16 protein-coding genes are annotated in these 16,038 nt (G+C 64.8%); 4 read left to right on the top strand and 12 right to left on the bottom strand.

Annotated features, from left to right (window positions below):
• Nucleotides 1-2: 2 nt before the first annotated feature.
• From DCG74_RS20900 to DCG74_RS20885, 4 genes are all read right to left on the bottom strand, one after another.
• Nucleotides 3-224: a hypothetical protein gene (locus DCG74_RS20900; RefSeq protein WP_007592399.1), complete on the bottom strand. Its 222-nt coding sequence runs from the start codon at nucleotides 222-224 to the stop codon at nucleotides 3-5.
• A gap of 113 nt (nucleotides 225-337) precedes the next feature.
• The gene (locus DCG74_RS20895; RefSeq protein WP_172786282.1) at nucleotides 338-1,153 is read right to left on the bottom strand and encodes a lytic transglycosylase domain-containing protein; all 816 of its coding nucleotides are present in this window, start codon (nucleotides 1,151-1,153) and stop codon (nucleotides 338-340) included.
• A gap of 121 nt (nucleotides 1,154-1,274) precedes the next feature.
• On the bottom strand, nucleotides 1,275-2,078 hold the full coding sequence (locus DCG74_RS20890) for a shikimate dehydrogenase (protein WP_172786281.1): 804 nt from the start codon (nucleotides 2,076-2,078) through the stop codon (nucleotides 1,275-1,277).
• A gap of 5 nt (nucleotides 2,079-2,083) precedes the next feature.
• Nucleotides 2,084-3,928: an NAD(P)/FAD-dependent oxidoreductase gene (locus DCG74_RS20885; protein WP_172786280.1), complete on the bottom strand. Its 1,845-nt coding sequence runs from the start codon at nucleotides 3,926-3,928 to the stop codon at nucleotides 2,084-2,086.
• A 201-nt stretch (nucleotides 3,929-4,129) separates the two neighbouring features.
• On the opposite strand from DCG74_RS20885, the gene DCG74_RS20880 reads away from it, so the two are divergent.
• Entirely contained in the window at nucleotides 4,130-5,755 is a 1,626-nt protein-coding gene (locus DCG74_RS20880; protein WP_172786279.1) for a long-chain fatty acid--CoA ligase, read from the top strand.
• 23 nt (nucleotides 5,756-5,778) lie between these two features.
• On the opposite strand, the gene DCG74_RS20875 is transcribed toward DCG74_RS20880, so the two are convergent.
• The 5 genes from DCG74_RS20875 to DCG74_RS20855 all read right to left on the bottom strand — a co-directional run bounded on the left by DCG74_RS20875 (nucleotide 5,779) and on the right by DCG74_RS20855 (nucleotide 10,976).
• Entirely contained in the window at nucleotides 5,779-6,687 is a 909-nt protein-coding gene (locus DCG74_RS20875; protein WP_172786278.1) for an amino acid ABC transporter substrate-binding protein, read from the bottom strand.
• A gap of 134 nt (nucleotides 6,688-6,821) precedes the next feature.
• A complete protein-coding gene (locus DCG74_RS20870; protein ID WP_172786277.1) occupies nucleotides 6,822-8,255 on the bottom strand; it encodes an amidohydrolase family protein in 1,434 nt (477 codons plus the stop codon).
• Between the two features lie 16 nt (nucleotides 8,256-8,271).
• On the bottom strand, nucleotides 8,272-9,297 hold the full coding sequence (locus DCG74_RS20865) for an ABC transporter substrate-binding protein (RefSeq protein WP_172786276.1): 1,026 nt from the start codon (nucleotides 9,295-9,297) through the stop codon (nucleotides 8,272-8,274).
• Nucleotides 9,298-9,336: 39 nt separating this feature from the next.
• Nucleotides 9,337-10,113 carry an ABC transporter permease gene (locus DCG74_RS20860; protein WP_172786275.1) on the bottom strand — a complete coding sequence of 259 codons (777 nt, stop codon included), beginning with the start codon at nucleotides 10,111-10,113 and terminating at the stop codon, nucleotides 9,337-9,339.
• On the bottom strand, nucleotides 10,113-10,976 hold the full coding sequence (locus tag DCG74_RS20855; protein WP_172786274.1) for an ABC transporter ATP-binding protein: 864 nt from the start codon (nucleotides 10,974-10,976) through the stop codon (nucleotides 10,113-10,115). Before DCG74_RS20855 ends, DCG74_RS20860 begins: the two co-directional genes overlap by 1 nt.
• A 188-nt stretch (nucleotides 10,977-11,164) precedes the next feature.
• Here DCG74_RS20855 and DCG74_RS20850 point away from each other — a divergent pair, with 188 nt between their 5' ends.
• A complete protein-coding gene (locus DCG74_RS20850; protein WP_172786273.1) occupies nucleotides 11,165-11,923 on the top strand; it encodes a GntR family transcriptional regulator in 759 nt (252 codons plus the stop codon).
• Here the strand turns inward: DCG74_RS20850 and DCG74_RS20845 are convergent.
• Nucleotides 11,920-12,336, bottom strand: coding sequence for a nuclear transport factor 2 family protein (locus tag DCG74_RS20845; protein WP_172786272.1), 417 nt, complete (start codon nucleotides 12,334-12,336; stop codon nucleotides 11,920-11,922). The genes DCG74_RS20850 and DCG74_RS20845 overlap by 4 nt on opposite strands.
• Before the next feature lie 148 nt (nucleotides 12,337-12,484).
• Here DCG74_RS20845 and DCG74_RS20840 point away from each other — a divergent pair, with 148 nt between their 5' ends.
• The gene (locus DCG74_RS20840; RefSeq protein WP_172786271.1) at nucleotides 12,485-13,720 is read left to right on the top strand and encodes an amidohydrolase family protein; all 1,236 of its coding nucleotides are present in this window, start codon (nucleotides 12,485-12,487) and stop codon (nucleotides 13,718-13,720) included.
• A gap of 197 nt (nucleotides 13,721-13,917) precedes the next feature.
• Nucleotides 13,918-14,241, top strand: a complete 324-nt coding sequence (locus DCG74_RS20835) for a hypothetical protein (RefSeq protein ID WP_373569491.1) — start codon at nucleotides 13,918-13,920, stop codon at nucleotides 14,239-14,241.
• On the opposite strand, the gene DCG74_RS20830 is transcribed toward DCG74_RS20835, so the two are convergent.
• Nucleotides 14,242-15,165 carry an NAD(P)-dependent oxidoreductase gene (locus DCG74_RS20830; RefSeq protein ID WP_172786270.1) on the bottom strand — a complete coding sequence of 308 codons (924 nt, stop codon included), beginning with the start codon at nucleotides 15,163-15,165 and terminating at the stop codon, nucleotides 14,242-14,244.
• The gene (locus tag DCG74_RS20825) at nucleotides 15,165-16,034 is read right to left on the bottom strand and encodes a hypothetical protein (RefSeq protein ID WP_172786269.1); all 870 of its coding nucleotides are present in this window, start codon (nucleotides 16,032-16,034) and stop codon (nucleotides 15,165-15,167) included. The genes DCG74_RS20830 and DCG74_RS20825 overlap by 1 nt, the downstream gene beginning before the upstream one ends.
• Nucleotides 16,035-16,038: the final 4 nt, after the last annotated feature.

Genomic DNA, 16,038 nt, shown 5'->3' with positions numbered 1-16,038 from the left:
GATCAGCCGCCGACCAGGCGGGGATAGAACAGCGTTTCCTGCGCGGTCGGATCGAATGATCGGATCCGGGTCACTTCGCCGGGTCCGGTTCGAAGCGCGGCGGTGAAGCCGGCTCCGGTGAGCTCCCGAAAGCGCCGTTCGGCTCGCGCCAGCGCTTCGGCATTGCCAGGATCAAACTCGTGGCGCGTATCGCCAGTCTGGTCCATCACGATCTGGGTAGCCATGTTGAGTCTCCTCATGCCCAGCCCTGAACTTGATCAAAGCAAACCTCGTGCCGTCGGTTCCAGATAGCAACAACTTTCTCGCGCCGTCGCATCACACGTCGCTGAGCCAGAGCTCATCGCGAGGCCGCAGCACCCCCGCCCTCGTCGATCTGCCGGCCCATCAGCGCGATCGCCTTCTGATAGACGCCCGCAGCATTCCAGGCCTCGATCGCGGCGAAATTGGGCTCGCCCGGCTGGTATCCGGCTCCCGCGCGCCAACCATGGCCTTTGAGGAAATTCGCCGTCGAGTTCAGCGCATTGGCCGCAACTTCGAGATTGCCGGTGCCGTAGGCCAGAATGTTCTTGGGCATGAACTGGGTCTGGCCGACCTCGCCATGCATGGAGCCGCGGGTCGATCCCGACAGCGTACCACGGTCGATCAGCTTCAGGGCGGCATAGAGCTGGTCGGTGAAGAATTCGGGACGGCGGCAATCATATGCGAGGGTCGCGATCGACGACAGCATGTTCTGGTTGCCGCGCTGGCTGCCGAAGCCGGTCTCCATGCCCCAGATCGCGATCAGCGGCCCGGGCGGCACGCCATAACGCTGCTGGATCGAGGCGAACAAGGCGGCCTGTGACTGCTTGAGCTGCCGGCCCTTGGCGACGATGGTGGTGGCACCCCGCTTGGCCAGGAACTGGTCGAGCGTCAGCGAGAAGCTGCGCTGGCCGCGGTCAGCCGCGATGGTGGCGCTGGCATAGTTCGTCTGCATCAGCGCCGACAGCGCGGTGGGACCGATGCCCTTGCCCTGCGCCTCCGCGCTGAACTCGCGCTTCCAGGCCTCGAAGCCGGCCGGCGAGCTGCCGCATTGCGCGGCCTCGGCCACAGGCAGCGAGAGAAGCAGCGCGGTCGCGCCAATCACCGCGGTTGCGACTGTCCTGCCCTTCATCATTACGTGTCCTCTCTGGATGGCGCGACCGGCTCGCGCGAGATCGCATGATCCTACGCCAGTTGCACTCGCTCAAGTCCCGGATGCTACAATCAATACACGCAAAGCCCTTGACACCGGCGCCTTACGTCCCCTCCGCGCCCAGCAGAAAATCCACCATGATGCTCTGGTGCTGCTGGTACATATCGGTGCCGGTCCCGGTGACGCAGCCGATCCTGCGGGCCGCTGCGATAAAGGGCGATACTTCGGGCTTGGTGATGACGCAGCCGCAATAGGTCGACGGTACGAGCCGCGCCACATCGACCGGCAGCGGGTCGCCATCCTTCATTCCGGCGGGCGTGGCATTGGCGACGAAGTCGAAGCCGGCCGGATCCTCCGAGCCGACCCGGACCGGTGCCTTGCCTAGTCTGTTGAGCTGGCCGACCAGTACGTCGCGCCGCTCGGACAGACTGTCGTGGATCGCAAGCTCGCGAACGCCGGCCTCGAGCAGTTCGAGTGCGATCGCCGAGCCCGCCCCGCCCGCACCGACAAGCAGCGCCCGCATGCCCTTTGGATCGATGCCCGTCGCCCGCGCCGCACCGACGAAGCCGAGGCCGTCCACCATGTCGCCGTGCCAACCCCCGTCGGGACGCCGCCGCATCAGATTCACGGTCCGCAGGAAATGCGCGCGTGCCGTCGCGCTCGCACAGGCCTGGTAGCAGGCAAATTTGTGCGGGATGGTCACGACGATGCCGTCGAGGTTCTTCAGCCGCCCGGCCACCGAGAGAAAGTCAGGCAGATCCCCTGGCGTCACCTGGACAGGCACGAGCAGACCGTCGTGCCCGCGCGCGGCAAAGGCGGCCGATACGCCCGCCGGCGAGCGCACCTGCGCGATGGGATCGCCGACGATGACGTAGAGTCGCGTCGCACCTGTGGGGGCCGGGATCATGCCGCTCAAGCCTGGGCCGGCGCGGCGGTCCCATAGCTCAATTCCAGACCTTCCAGATTGCCCTCCTTGCGCCATTTCTCGAGCAGCCGCAGGAATGCCACCGGCCCGCGCCAATATTGGCTGTTTCTCGCCGCGATCGGATCGAACACGCCTTCGTTGTTGTAGTAGCCCGGCGTACATTCGGCGAGATAGGTCTGGCGGCCGAGCGCGGCCTTGACGACCTCCTCGACCCAGGCGTTCTCGGCGGCATGCGTCGGCTCCAGGGCGCGTGCCTTGCGCTCGCGCGCCTCCTTGACGACATAGGCGATGTGCTGCGACTGCTCGTCGATGATGTGCGGAAAGTTGGCGCTCTGTCCCGCCTGAACGGTGACGATCAGGAAGCAGTTCGGAAAGCCGCGGCTGTAGAAGCCGTGCAGCGTCTTGACGCCGTCCTGCCAGCGCTCGGACAGGCTCATGCCGTCGCGGCCGTAGACCTCGAAGCCCATGCGGCGCGCGTAATCGGTGTCGACCTCGAAGCCGCTGGCATAGATCAGGCAGTCGAGCTCGTAGGCCTTGCCATTGGCGACGACGGCGTTCTCGGTGATGCGTTCGACGCCCTTCCCCCCGGTATCGACCAGATGCACGTTGGGACGGTTGAACGTATCGAGATATTCGTCGTGGAAGCAGGGGCGCTTGCAGAACGCCTTGTACCAGGGCTTGAGCGCTGCCGCGGTCGCCTCATCCTTGACCACCGTGTCGACGCGCGCGCGGATCTCCTCCATCTTGCGGTAGTCGGCCTGCTCGATCACCTTCAGCGCCTCCTCCAGCGAGGTCACCGGCTGGGGTTGCCGGCGCGGCGCCAGCAGGATCTCGCCGAGCAGGCCAGTCCAGCCGTCCTGCACCAGATCCTGCTCGAACGGCTCGCCTGAAATCACGGCCGTGAAATTGTCCATGCGCTCGCGCTGCCAGCCTGGCTTGAGGCTCTGCGCCCAGTCCGGCTCCGTCGGACGATCGTCGCGAACGCCGATCGCGGACGGCGTGCGCTGGAATACATAGAGCTCCTTGGCCGAACAACCGAGATGCGGCACGCATTGCACGGCGGTGGCGCCGGTGCCGATGATGCCGACGCGCTTGTCGGCAAGGCCGGTCAGGCCACCGTCCGCATTGCCGCCGGTGTAGCCGTAGTCCCAGCGACTGGTATGAAAGCTGTGACCTCTGAACGTTTCGATTCCGGGAATGCCCGGCAGCTTCGGACGGCTGAGCGGTCCGCCGGCGAGGATGACGAAGCGCGCGGCGATCCGGTCGCCGCGATCGGTCTCGACCAGCCAACGCGCTTCCTGCTCCTGCCATGTCATCCGCGAGATCACGGTCTGAAACAGCGCGCGCTCGTACAGCCCGAAATGCCGGCCGATGCGGCGCGAATGCTCGTAGATCTCCGGCGCCCGGGCATATTTGCGCACCGGCATGTAGCCGGTCTCTTCCAGCAGCGGCAGATAGATATAGCTCTCGGTATCGCAGGCGGCGCCGGGATAACGATTCCAGTACCAGGTGCCGCCGAAGTCGGCGGCCTTTTCCACGATGCGAAAATTCGCGATGCCGGCCTCGCGCAACCGCGCGCCACACAGCAGGCCGCCGAAGCCACCGCCGACGATGAGCACTTCGGTCGCTTCACTGATCGCTGCGCGCGCAAAGCCGGGATCGGCCCAGGGATCGTCGAGATAACGGCCGAACTCGCCTGTCGCCTCGACATATTGCGCCTTGCCCTCGGCGCGCAGACGGCGGTCGCGCTCGTCGCGATAACGGGCACGCAGGGCGGAAATATCAACCGTAGATGCGCCGGCTGCATCGGTCTTGTGTCTTTCCGCTGACATTCGATTCCTCCCGCCCATGCTGCTTCGCCGGCAGCTCACCGCACGTTAGCGCCGAAAAAGCGCGGACACGTTAGCGCCGAAAAAGCGCGGCATGCAATCACGCTGATTGTTTTTTACGTGAACGCTGCGTGACGTTCCGCTAACCTCAAGCGCAAATCACAAGCCTACGCCATGCAACGACGTGGCAATCCGGAGGGAAACATGCAGGGATTGATGATGGACATGCCGCTGCTGATCAGCGGCCTGATCCAATATGCGGCCGACTATCATGGCGAAGCCGAGATCGTCGCACGCGAGATCGAGGGCGACATCCATCGCTACACCTATGCCGAGGCCCATCCGCGCATCAGGCGCATGGCGCTGGCGCTGAAGCGGCTCGGCATGAGGCAAGGCGACCGCGTCGGAACGCTGGCCTGGAACACGCACCGGCATTTCGAGATGTTCTATGCGGCGCCGGGCATGGGCTACGTGCTGCATACCGTTAATCCCAGGCTGTTTCCCGAGCAGCTCGTCTACATCATCAACCACGCCGAGGATCGCCTGCTCTTCATCGACCGCGCCACGCTGCCGATCGTGGAGGCGATCGCGCCGCAGCTGAAGACGGTCGAGGCTTATGTCGTGATGTCCTCGCGCGAGCGAATGCCCGAGACGAAGCTTACGAATGTGCATTGTTACGAAGAGCTTCTTGAGAAGGAGACCGATGCCGGCTTCGCCTGGCCGGAGTTCGACGAGAAATCCGCCTCGACGATCTGCTACACTTCGGGCACGACGGGCAATCCCAAGGGCGTGATCTATTCGCACCGCGCCGCGATCCTGCAGACCATGACCTGCTGCAATTTCGACTTCCTGTCCGGACATGTCGAAGGCGTGCGCGAGGTGATGATGCCGATGGCGCCGCTGTTTCACGGCAATGGCTGGAACATGCCGTTCAGCGCGCCCTATACAGGATCGAAGCTCGTGCTGCCCGGTCGCAACTACGAGCCGGACAAGCTCTACGAATTGCTGGAAGGCGAGAAGGTGACGCTGTCGGCGGGCGTGCCGAGCTTCTGGCTGATCCTGCTCGATTGGCTCGGGCGGACCGGCAACAGATTCTCGACCTTACGGGCGACGTTGTCGTCGGGCTCGGCCCCGCCGCGCGCGATGGTCGAGAAGCTCAAGCGCGAGTACAATGTCGATTACATCCAGGCCTGGGGCATGACCGAGGCGCTGGGCTGCTCGATGCCGGGGCTGCGGCCAGGCTCGGAGCATCTCAGCGAGACGGAGAAATTCGACCGCCGTCAGGTCTCCGGCCGCGCCTGCTTCGGCACGCATTTGCGCATCGTCGACGACGCCGGCATCGAGCTGCCGCGCGACGGCAAGACGGTCGGGCATCTGCGCGCCCGCGGCCCCTGGGTCGCCTCCGGCTACATGAAGCTGGACGAGGGCCTCGACCGCGACGGCTGGCTGATCACCGGCGACATGGCCGTGATCGACCCACAAGGCCACGTCACGCTGACCGACCGTTCCAAGGACGTGATCAAGTCCGGCGGCGAGTGGATCTCCTCGATCCAGCTCGAGGACATCGCCCTGTCCCACCCCGATGTGCTGCAAGCGGCCGTCGTCGCGATCAGCCACGAGAAATGGCAGGAGCGCCCCCTGCTCCTCGTCGTCCGCAAGAAGGGCGCGACGGTCGACGGCAAGACGCTGCTCGAGCACATGCGTCCGAAGCTCGCGAGCTGGTGGCTGCCGGACGCCGTCGAATTCCTGGACGAATTCCCGATGACCGGCACCGGCAAGGTGCTGAAATCGGCGCTGCGCGAGCGCTTCAGGGAGTACCGCGTCGGCTAACGCCCGTCAGCGCCCAGCTCGCCTCAGTTCACCGCGTACACGTCAGGATCGGCGCTCGAGCTCGGCTTCTTGAAGGCGTTGCGCAAGGCGGATGACATCGGGACGTTGTAGTTGAGGCCGTTCGGCGGCGTCGGCGATTGCAGCCACTTCTTGTAGAGCACCTCGATCTCCGGGCTGGCATAAAGCTCCGCGGTGGCGCGATCGGCGAGCGCCTTGAACGGCGCGTCCTCCCGCCGCAGCATGATGCCGTAAGGCTCGGGCTTGGAGAACGCTTCCTCGCTGATCATGTAGGCCTGCGGCTCCTTCGACCGCGCGATCGCGACCGCGAGCTGGACGTCGTCGAGCGCATAGGCCTGGGCGCGGTCGGTCTCCAGCAGCAGGAAGGCCTCGGCCTGGTCCTTGGCGGGCATGATGTTGATGCCGAGATTGCGCTCGGTGTTGACCTTGGCGAGCTGCGTCAGGTTCACAGATCCCGCCACCGCCGTGACCGCCTTGCCCTTGAGATCGTCGATGGTCTTGATGTTCGCCGCCTTCCTGGCCGCGAACCGCGTCGCGCTGAGAAAATGCGTGTTGGTGAAGGCGACCTGCTTCTGGCGGTCGGCATTGTTGGTGGTCGCCGAGCAATGCAGATCGAGCGTGCCGTTGACCATCAAGGGAATCCGGTTCGAGGACGTCACCGCGACGGTCTCGACCGAAATGTCGGGCATCCCGAGTTGCTTCTTCACGGCATCGACGATCCCAAGGCAGATGTCCATGGCAAAGCCGACCGGCTTCTGGTTGCCGTCGAGATAGCTGAACGGGACCGAGGCCTCCTGATAGCCCAGCGTGATCTTCTTGGTCTCCTTCACCTTCTGAAGCGTGCCCGTGAGGTCTTCGGCTGAAGCTGCGCCCGCAAGACATGTCAGGGCCAGGAGAACGGTCGGTAGGCGCATCAGGGGCTCCTCGAAGGGGATTGGCGTCGAGCTATCGAGGAGCTGATAGCCTACAGATCAGTCGAGCGCCAGACGCGGCTGCGTCTACCAGCTATCGCTGTTTGATATACATTCCGTCGCGGCCCATCGGCGCGTCACTCGCAGGTCAGCTGCTGCTCGAACCAGCCGCTCAGCCGATCCGACAGGGACGGCCACATCCGCCGGAAGCTGTCGAGCTTGCCGACATTGGCGCGGTACATCGCCCGCAATTCCTGCTCGACGGCTGGCAGGTCGATGCCGGCGCAGATCCCGTCCCGCACGATCGTCTTGCCGGCGACGACGACCTCCCTCACCAGCGACGCGTTGCCACGCGCAAACAGCAGCGCCATGGGATCGACCGGCATGATCTGGTCTCGATCGAGCCGATCGAGATCGATCACGACGTAGTCGGCCGGATTGCCGGCGGCGAGCTCCCCACTTCCAGGCGCGCCGGTTGCGCGGCGGCCGTTGCGGACGGCGAACGAAAACATCTCGGTCGGCGTCCACGTCGCCTTGAAGCCGACGCCGCCATGAACCATCTGCACCAGCCGCATCTCGCGCAAAATGTCGTCATCCTCGTCCAGCGCCAGGCCGTCGACGCCGACGGTGATGGCGCAGCCGCATCTGTGCGCGGCGGCAATCGGAGCAAGGCCCGAGCGCAGATGCATGTTCGAGCTGAAATTGGTGACGATGCGCGCGCCGGAGGCCGCGATCATCTCGAGCTCTTCGGGACGGGCGTGAATGCAATGCGCCAGCGTCAGCCGCTCCGAGAGAAAGCCGACATCGCGCAGCCAGCGCACCATGTCGGGAAAATGCCGGTCGGCCCAGGCGCGCTGGTACATTGTTTCCAGCAGATGCATGTGCATGCGGCGGCCGGTCCGCGCGGAGTTCTCCGCCACCGCCTCCAGCAGCGGCTTCGAGCACCATTGCACGCCGGCGGGCCCAAGCTGCACGTCGACCATCGGCCCGGCGATGGCTGCGGCAATCGCATCGGTCAGCTCGATATAGGCCTTCGGCGACATCGGCGCGCGAACGAAGAGATCCTCGATGGTCTTGCGATCGCTCCCGGGGAGCCCTGAAAGCACCGGCTCGGCATCACCGTAGACGATGGGGTTCTGGTCGCGCACCGCCAATGCAAACGCGATGCGGATGCCGACGTCGGATGCGGCTTTCGCAACGGCCTTGGCTTCGTCCACCAGCGGCATCGTCCCGCTCGGGCGCGTGTAGTGGACCATCATCGCCGCGCAGCCTGCCTTGGCGGAGCGGGCCAGCGCAGAGACGGCGGTCAGATAGGGATCAACGGGCGCGCCCAGCGCGGTACGCAGAATCCAGCTTTCCAGGGGCATGCCGACAGCGCCGAAGGACGAGGCGGTGGCGCGGGCATGATCATGGGCGTTGACGAAGGCGGGGATGACGAAGGAGCGCGGCCCCGGCCCCGCGCCTTCCGAGATATCGGTGATAACGCCGCCGTCGTGCTGCAGCACGACGTTGTCGCTGACGCCACGGTCAGGGCCACGGAACAGGCTGGTTGCCGAGATCTCCGTGGCCATCGCTGTCCCTCCAAGTTCAGTTGGCAGTATACACCAGCTCCCGCTCCGCGCGCGGCGGCAGGAATTCGCGCGAAAACACCTCCGCCGGCGTCGGGGCGCGGGCGAGCTGATAGCCCTCGACCACGATGCCGATGGCGCGGGTCATGCGGTCGTCCTTGATGTCGCCGATGCCGATCTCCTTCATCTCCGCCGAGACGATCAGCTTCTCGAAGGAATATTGCAGCCGGCGCTTCTCCACCTCGGCGTTGATGAGGTTGTCGTAGTTCAGCGCCGCCTTCATGCCGGCATTCTGGTCCCTGGCAACCGCGATCGCGCCCTTGTTGATGGCGCGCACGAGGCCCGCGACGGCCTTCGGGTTCGAGGCGATCAGCTTGCGGGAGACCATCACGCCGTTCGAATAGAGATCGAGACCATACTCGCCGAACGAGAACCATTTGAAGTCCTTGTCCGGATCCTGGCGGTTGAGCACCAGGTTGAAATAGCTGGTGATGTTGAAGACCAGGGCCGCATCGATGTCGCCCTTGATCAGCATCGGCTCCTGCAGGTTCGGCGCCATGTTGGAGATCTTGATCTTCTCGCCGTCGAGCCCGTTCTTGCGGGTGAACACCGGCAACAGGCGCGTCGTCGGCGTGCCCTGCGCACCGCCGAGCGTGTGGCCTTCGAAGTCCTTGATAGTGTTGATGCCGCTGGTCTTCTTGGCGACGATCGCGAATGGCGGCTGATTCCACATCATGTAGACCATGACGGGCGCCTCCTGCGGCTTGGTCGAGGCGTTCTGGATGATGGCGTTGACGTCGCCGAAGCCGGCGTCGTAGGCACCGGACATCACGCGCGTGACGGTGGCGCCGGAGCCCTCGCCCTGATCGATGACGACGTTGAGGCCTTCCTCTTTGAAGAAGCCGTTGTCCTTGGCATAGAAGAAGGCGGCATCGCTACCCTGGGTTTTCCAGCCCAGCGTGAACTTGATCGTGGTGTCCTGCGCCGTGGCGGCCCCTGCGGACAGCGCCAATCCCAGCAGCGCGGCGGTGACTTTCCTCAACATCGAGACCTCCTCAGCTTCGTTGCGTGACGGTTTAGGAAATCAGGTGGCGATCACGTCGTTCTTGCGGGTGGCCCAGCCGGTGACCTGCCCTTCGATCAGCGAGAACACGACGTAGAGCGCGACGCCGAGGCCGGCGAGCACGAACAGGCCGGCAAACACCAGCGGCACGTTGAAATTGGAGGACGCGGTCATCATGACGTTGCCGATGCCGCGGTTGGAGGCGACGGTCTCCGACAGCACCGCGCCGACGAAGGCATAGGAGATCGCGACCTTCAGCGAAGCAAAGAAGAACGGCATGGTGCGCGGCAAGCCGACGTTCCAGAGGATGTCGAGCTTGCTGGCGCCGAGCGCCTTCAACACGTCCTCGAGCTCGGGCTCGGTGGTGGCAAGGCCCGTAGCGATATTGACGACGATCGGGAAGAAGCAGATCGACAGTGCCGTCAGCACCGCCGGCACCGTGCCGGAGCCGAACCACAGCACGAAGATCGGCACCACCGCGACCTTCGGGATCGAGGAGAAGCCGATCAGCAGCGGATAGCAGGTGTCGTAGGCCGTCTTCGAGACGCCGATGATCGCGCCGAGGGCGACACCGAGCGCGACGCCAAGCACGAAGCCGAGCATGGTGGTGGCGAGCGTCTGCACGATATGCGGCCACAGCACCGGGAAGCGCTGGACCAGCGTCACGAACACCTGCGAGGGCCGCGGCAGCACCAGGTCGGACATGCCGGTCATCAGGCAGAACAGCTCCCAGGCGACGAAGAACAGCACGATCAGCCCCGCCGACCACGCCTTCTGCCTGATATCGATCCCGAACATCAGCCTGCTCCCTGCTGGGCCGCGCTGCGCGCATCCTCGATGAAGGCGCGCAGCTTCTGGTTCAGCGCGACGAAATGCGGCTCGAAGGTCATCGCAACGGTGCGCGGCCGCGCGAACTCGACGGAGCTGTCGTCGAGGATGCGGCCGGGACGCGCGCTCATCACGCAGATACGGCTGGCAAGAAAGCCCGCCTCGCGCAGGTCATGCGTCACCAGCAGCACGGTCGGCTTGTGTGTCATCCAGAGGTTCTGGAGGATCGCCCACAGCTCCTCGCGGGTGAACTGGTCGAGCGCGCCGAAGGGCTCGTCGAGCAGCAGCATGCGCGGCTCGTGGATCAGCGCGCGGCAGAGATTGGCGCGCTGGAGCATGCCGCCGGAGAGCTGCCAGGGATATCGATTGCCAAAGCCCTTGAGGCCGACCTGCTCCAGCAGGGCGTTGGCCTTGTCGCGAAACTCGGTCTTGCGGAGCTTCCGGAAATTCGAGCGGAACGGCTCGACGATCTTCAGCGGCAGCATGATGTTCCGCTCGATTGTCATCCAGGGCAGCATGGTCGGGTTCTGAAAGGCCATGCCAACCCGCATCGCCCGCGCCGCGACCTCGCGGCCGCCGACGATGACGACGCCGCTGGTCGGCTGCACCAGGCCGCTGACCAGACGCAAAATGGTCGATTTGCCGCATCCGGACGGGCCGACCAGTGCGACAAACTCGCCGTCGGCAATCTTGAGCGTGGTCTTCGACAAAGCAGGCACGGCGCGGTCGCCGCGCCCGAAGGTCACCGAGGCCTCGGACAGCTCGATGGCGGTCGTCGCAGAGCCTTCGGGAACGGGCTGGCCGTCGAACTGGGCGTTGGGTTGCATGCGCATCACAGGCAAAGTGCATGCAAACCGGATGCCAGCGGCCGCGGCCCGCGAAATCAACGACCTAGCCGAAACCCACGCCAGACCGCCGGATTCGATTTAGGCAGTTCGGGAACCGAACTGCATGCAATTGAAGCGCTGAATCGGCGCGAGCCTGTGCTAAAGAGAGATCTCACCTCCTATGGGATTCGCCGATGGCGGCGCGCGCCAGCAGCAAGACTTCGGAATCATCGGACAAGGTCAGCGTGATCTGCCGCGCGCTCCGGCGCGCGATCATCGAGCAGGCGCTGGAGCCCGGCGCCAAGCTGCCGGAAGATGCGCTCGGCGAACGTTTCGGCGTCAGCCGCACCATTGCCCGCCACGCGCTGGGCCAACTCGCCGCCGAAGGCCTGGTCGAACTCCGCCGCAACCGGATCGCGGTGGTGGCGACGCCGAGCTGGCAGGAGGCGCGCGATGCCTTCGACATCCGTATCGAGCTCGAACGCCTCGTCGTGCGCCAGCTCGCGGGCAAGCTGACCAAGGCGCAGATCGCCGAGCTGAACGCCCATGTCGATGCCGAGGATCGCGCCCGCGGCGGGACGGATGCGGTGTCGATCCGGCTCGCGACCGAATTCCACATTCTGCTCGCCCACATGACGAACAGCCCGATCCTGGTGCGCTATGTCAGCGAGGTCGCCTATCGCTGCTGCCTGACGCTGTCACTCTACAGCCGGCCGCATTCCACCGAATGCGCCATCAACGAGCACCGCGCCATCATCGCAGCGCTGGCGAAGGGCGACGCGGCCAAGGTGATGGAATTGATGCATCATCACCTGGATTCCGTGGCCAATCGCGCACTGGTCGCCCCCACTCCGCAGCGCGGCCGCGATCTGCTCGACATCCTCGCACCCTACGCGGACGAGGTGACGAGCAATCGGGTGATCAAGCTGCCGAAGGTGGCTCGAAGAAGTTAGGCCTCGATCCCGCGCTGGACGAGGATGCGCTCGGCGCTGTCATTCCAGACGTCCATCTTCACGATCTGCCCACCCCTCACCACGAAGCGATCGACATAGCGGTTGCCCTCGAACGGCGTGCCGTCCATCCACTCGCCATAGAGCGTGCCGACGCTGTAGACGACGGTCTCGTCCGGGCCCGGACAGACGTCGAACCGGTCCATCTTCTTCTTGACCCAGCGATAGCGCTTCGCGTTGAAGCCGGTCGGCCCGCGCGGATGGTCGAACGTTCGACCGCCGGTGAACGTGATCACCGTGCCCGGCTTCATATAGGTCGCAGCGGCGTCGGGATCCGGTATCATCGAAGCGGTGAGATAGGCTTCGACAATCTCTGCGTCAGTCATCGGGCTTTCGGCTTTTGCGGGAGTGGACATCGCGGGGTTCTCCGGATGCCGCCATTCTACAATCAGGGCCTAAAAGTGCATGCACATTTTTTGGACAATCTGACCCGAGCCTTGCACACAATCTGGAGCTGCCCGCTCCAACGGCTTGCGCTAGGCTGCGCCGGCTGAATCCAACGCCATGACCACCCAAACCGCCTTCGACCTGATCTTCCGCAACGCGCTGTTGCGCTCTTCCGCCGCACCCGTCGATATCGGCGTGAAGGACGGCCGTTTCGCCGCGGTCGCGCCAAAGCTGGCCTGCGAGGCCGCCGAGGTCGATCTCGGCGGCCTCCTCGCCCTGCCCGGCTTCGTCGACACCCACATCCATCTCGACAAGGCCTGCCTGCTCGGCCGCTGCGGCCACGATCACGGCAGCGTCTCGGACGCGATCCGCGCCGTCGCCGGGATGAAGAAGGACTTCACAATCGAGGACGTCTACGCGCGCGGCGCCAGAGTGCTCGAACGCGCCATCGTCAACGGCACGACGCGCATGCGCACGCATGTCGAGATCGACCCGCGCATCGGCCTCCGCGGCTTCGAGGCGGTCAAGGCGCTGAAGCGCGATTACGCGTGGGCGATTGATCTCGAGCTCTGCGTCTTCCCGCAGGAAGGCCTGACCAACGATCCCGGAGCCGAGGAGCTGCTGGCCCAGGCGCTGCGCGACGGCGGCGAGGTCATCGGCGGCTGTCCCTACATGGACACCGACCCGAACGCCCATCTCGCGCGCATCTTCGATCTCGCCGAGGAATTCGACGTCGACGTCGACCTCCATCTCGATTTCGACCTCGATCCCTCCTGGTGGCATCTCGACGAGGTCTGCCGCCAGACCGAGCAGCGCAACTACGGCGGACGCGTCGCGATAGGCCATGCGACAAAACTGTCGGCATTGCCGCCGGACCGGATGAAGGCGGCCACTGCGCAACTGGCAAGATCGGGCGTTGCGGTCACGGTGCTGCCCGCGACCGATCTCTATCTGATGGGGCGCGAGGCCACGCACAACGCGCCGCGCGGGCTGACCCTCGCCCACAAGCTTGCCGGCGATGGCGTGCTCTGCTCGGTCGCCACCAACAACGTGCTCAACCCCTTCACGCCGTTCGGCGATGCCTCGCTGCTGCGGATGGCGAACTTCTACGCCAATGTCGCGCACGCCTCGGTCAGCGACTTCGACACGTGCCTAGACCTCGTGACCGAGCTGCCAGCCCGGCTGATGAACCTCGCCGACTACGGCATCAAGGTCGGCAATCCCGCCGATCTGATCGTGCTGGATACGAAGGACAGCCGATTCCCTATCGCCGAGCTGCCTGACGTCCTGATGGGCTTCAAGGAGGGCCGGCAGACATTTGCGCGGGCGCGGCCGACCCTGTTCAAGAGCTGACCGCGGTTCGGCGCCCGATATCCCGTGAATCGCGCGCCGAACCCATTGGCGGCGGAGCCACTGCAGTTCGATTTTACCGCCGGTTGGCGCCCACCCGAGTTCGGTAGAATCCCGGACCGTAGCCCAACGCATTGCGAGGCAGGCCACGCCCGCCATAACTAGGACGTGCACTGACCATCTGCGTTCAGTGGGGAAGTATGAGTCTGTTCAGCGCATTCAGCAGCATCGATCATTCCGTCCAGGCCCGAACGCCGACCGATACGGCGGTGAAGCGGCTCGACGGCATCGGCCACGTTCTCTCGGGTCTCGATATCTCGGCTATCCAGACCCAGGCCGACGTGAACCGTACGCTCTGGACGCTCGATGCCGCCAGCAAGTGCGTTCGCGCCGTGCTGGCGGAGTTCCGCACTCAGCCGGCCACGGAGCAGCTCGTCCGTAAATCCCGCAATCTGATCGACCTGATCGAACGCGCGCGTGACCAGGTCGGGAGCTTCGAAGCCAGCGACCCGGTCCTGAGCTGACTATTTCGTCCGATTGATCCTGGTAAGTATCCGGTCGGCCTCGGTGCGCCAATCCGCACTGCGGGCGAACTCGCTGCTGCCCCTCAACCCGAACAGCCCCTCATCGGCGAGATCGGCCATCCAGGCCTGCCGCTCGGCCGTGCCTTGCGCCGACCACGGCGTCAGCCCCGCCTCGCGCACGGTCTCGGCAACCTCCCGCACCTCCTCGGCCCGGCGGCGGCCGTGCTCGATCACCCGCTGGAAGCAGTAGGCACCCTGCTTCTCCCAGTCGATGCTGGGAAACGTTTCCGCAAGCGAAGCCAGCACCGCATCCTCGACACCATAGGCGCGCGCGGTCGTAAAACTCTCGATGACCATGGCCTCGAGGCCCTTGATCATGATGCTGCGGCACATTTTGACGGCCGAGGACACGCCGAGCTTGTCACTGGCCACCTTGGCCGCGAAGCCGATCACGTTCAGAAGCGGCTCGAGCTCTCTGGCGCCGGGCCCGCCGAGCAAGAGCGGCACCTTGATGCGATAAGGCGGCACCGAGGTCATCACCGCGCCCTCGACATAACGCCCGGCTGCACCATCGATCAGCGCCGCCGCGCGCTGCTTGGCGCCGGGAGAGGCCGAGTTGAAATCGAGAAACCAGGTGCCCTGGTTGATCGCCGGGGCACAGGCCTTTGCCACCGGAACGGCCTGGCTCGCCGTGACCGCTGAGATGATGAAATCGGATTTTGCGGTCAGCTCCGCGTGAGAGGTTGCGAGAGCGACACCGAATTTCGCCGCATGCTCCTTCAGCGGCACACCCTGCTCGCCTCCGAGCTTGATGTCGTAGGCCGAGACATTGATATCCTGCTGGCGCAAATCCTCGGCCAGAATCCGGCCGACCTCGCCATAGCCGACCAGCCCGATCTGCCAGCGCCTGGGATCACCTGCCATCAGTTCAGTCCTCGTGTGGTTTCGTCGAAGAGATCCTCGACCGCATAGCGGCGCGGGATCAGCGCCTGCTGGAATGCATAGTCGATGATCAGCTCGAGCGGCTTCCTGTTGGCCTCGATCCCGAACGGAACGAGGTCGGGCGTTGCCGCGGGCCCTGCCTGCGCCTTGCTCCGCTTCAACAGATCATAAACGCCCGCGATCACGTCGGGGCGCGATTTCGCTAGGCTCTCGGTCACGACCACGAGATGGTTGACCGGGACCACGCCGCGCCGCGCGTACCATCTGGCCGCTTCTGCGGCCGGATCAGGAAACAGCGGCTTCAGCTTGGGGTCATCGGAGGTCTCGCCGAGGACGGCATCGAGCTCGCCGTCGAGCAGCATCTGCAGGATCTTCTTGTCCTTCGGCGCGCGCTCAGTGGTGTCGACATATTCGGCGACGTGCGGATCCTCGAAGGTGATCCAGCGAATCCTGTCGAGATGGACGCCGTAGTCGTTGGCGAGGATGCCTCTGATCCAGGCGCCGGTCGTGGTCGTGAAGGAGCGGATACCGACGCGCTTGCCTTCGAGATCGGACGGCCCGAGCGTCCCATGCGCCGGATTATAGAGAGCATATGAATGCTGGAAGCGGCCGAGCATGGTTGCTGGCAACAGCACCAGCGGCTTGCCGTGCGCTTTCGCCATCAGATAGGTGACGATCGCCATCTCGCAGACGTCGAAGGCCTGCTCGCGCACCATCGGCTTGAATGCCATATTGGTCGGCGTGTACGCGATGAAGTCGAGTTCGAACAGGTCGGAGCGGAGCTCGCCGCTCTTCACCGCCTTGACGTGAGGGTGGCTGCCGAGCACGGCTTTCAGCTTGAGACGATCCATCCGC

Origin of the sequence: Bradyrhizobium sp. WBAH42, assembly GCF_024585265.1 — a bacterium.
Taxonomy (GTDB): Bacteria; Pseudomonadota; Alphaproteobacteria; order Rhizobiales; family Xanthobacteraceae; genus Bradyrhizobium.
This window is presented reverse-complemented; position numbering and strand designations above follow the sequence as displayed.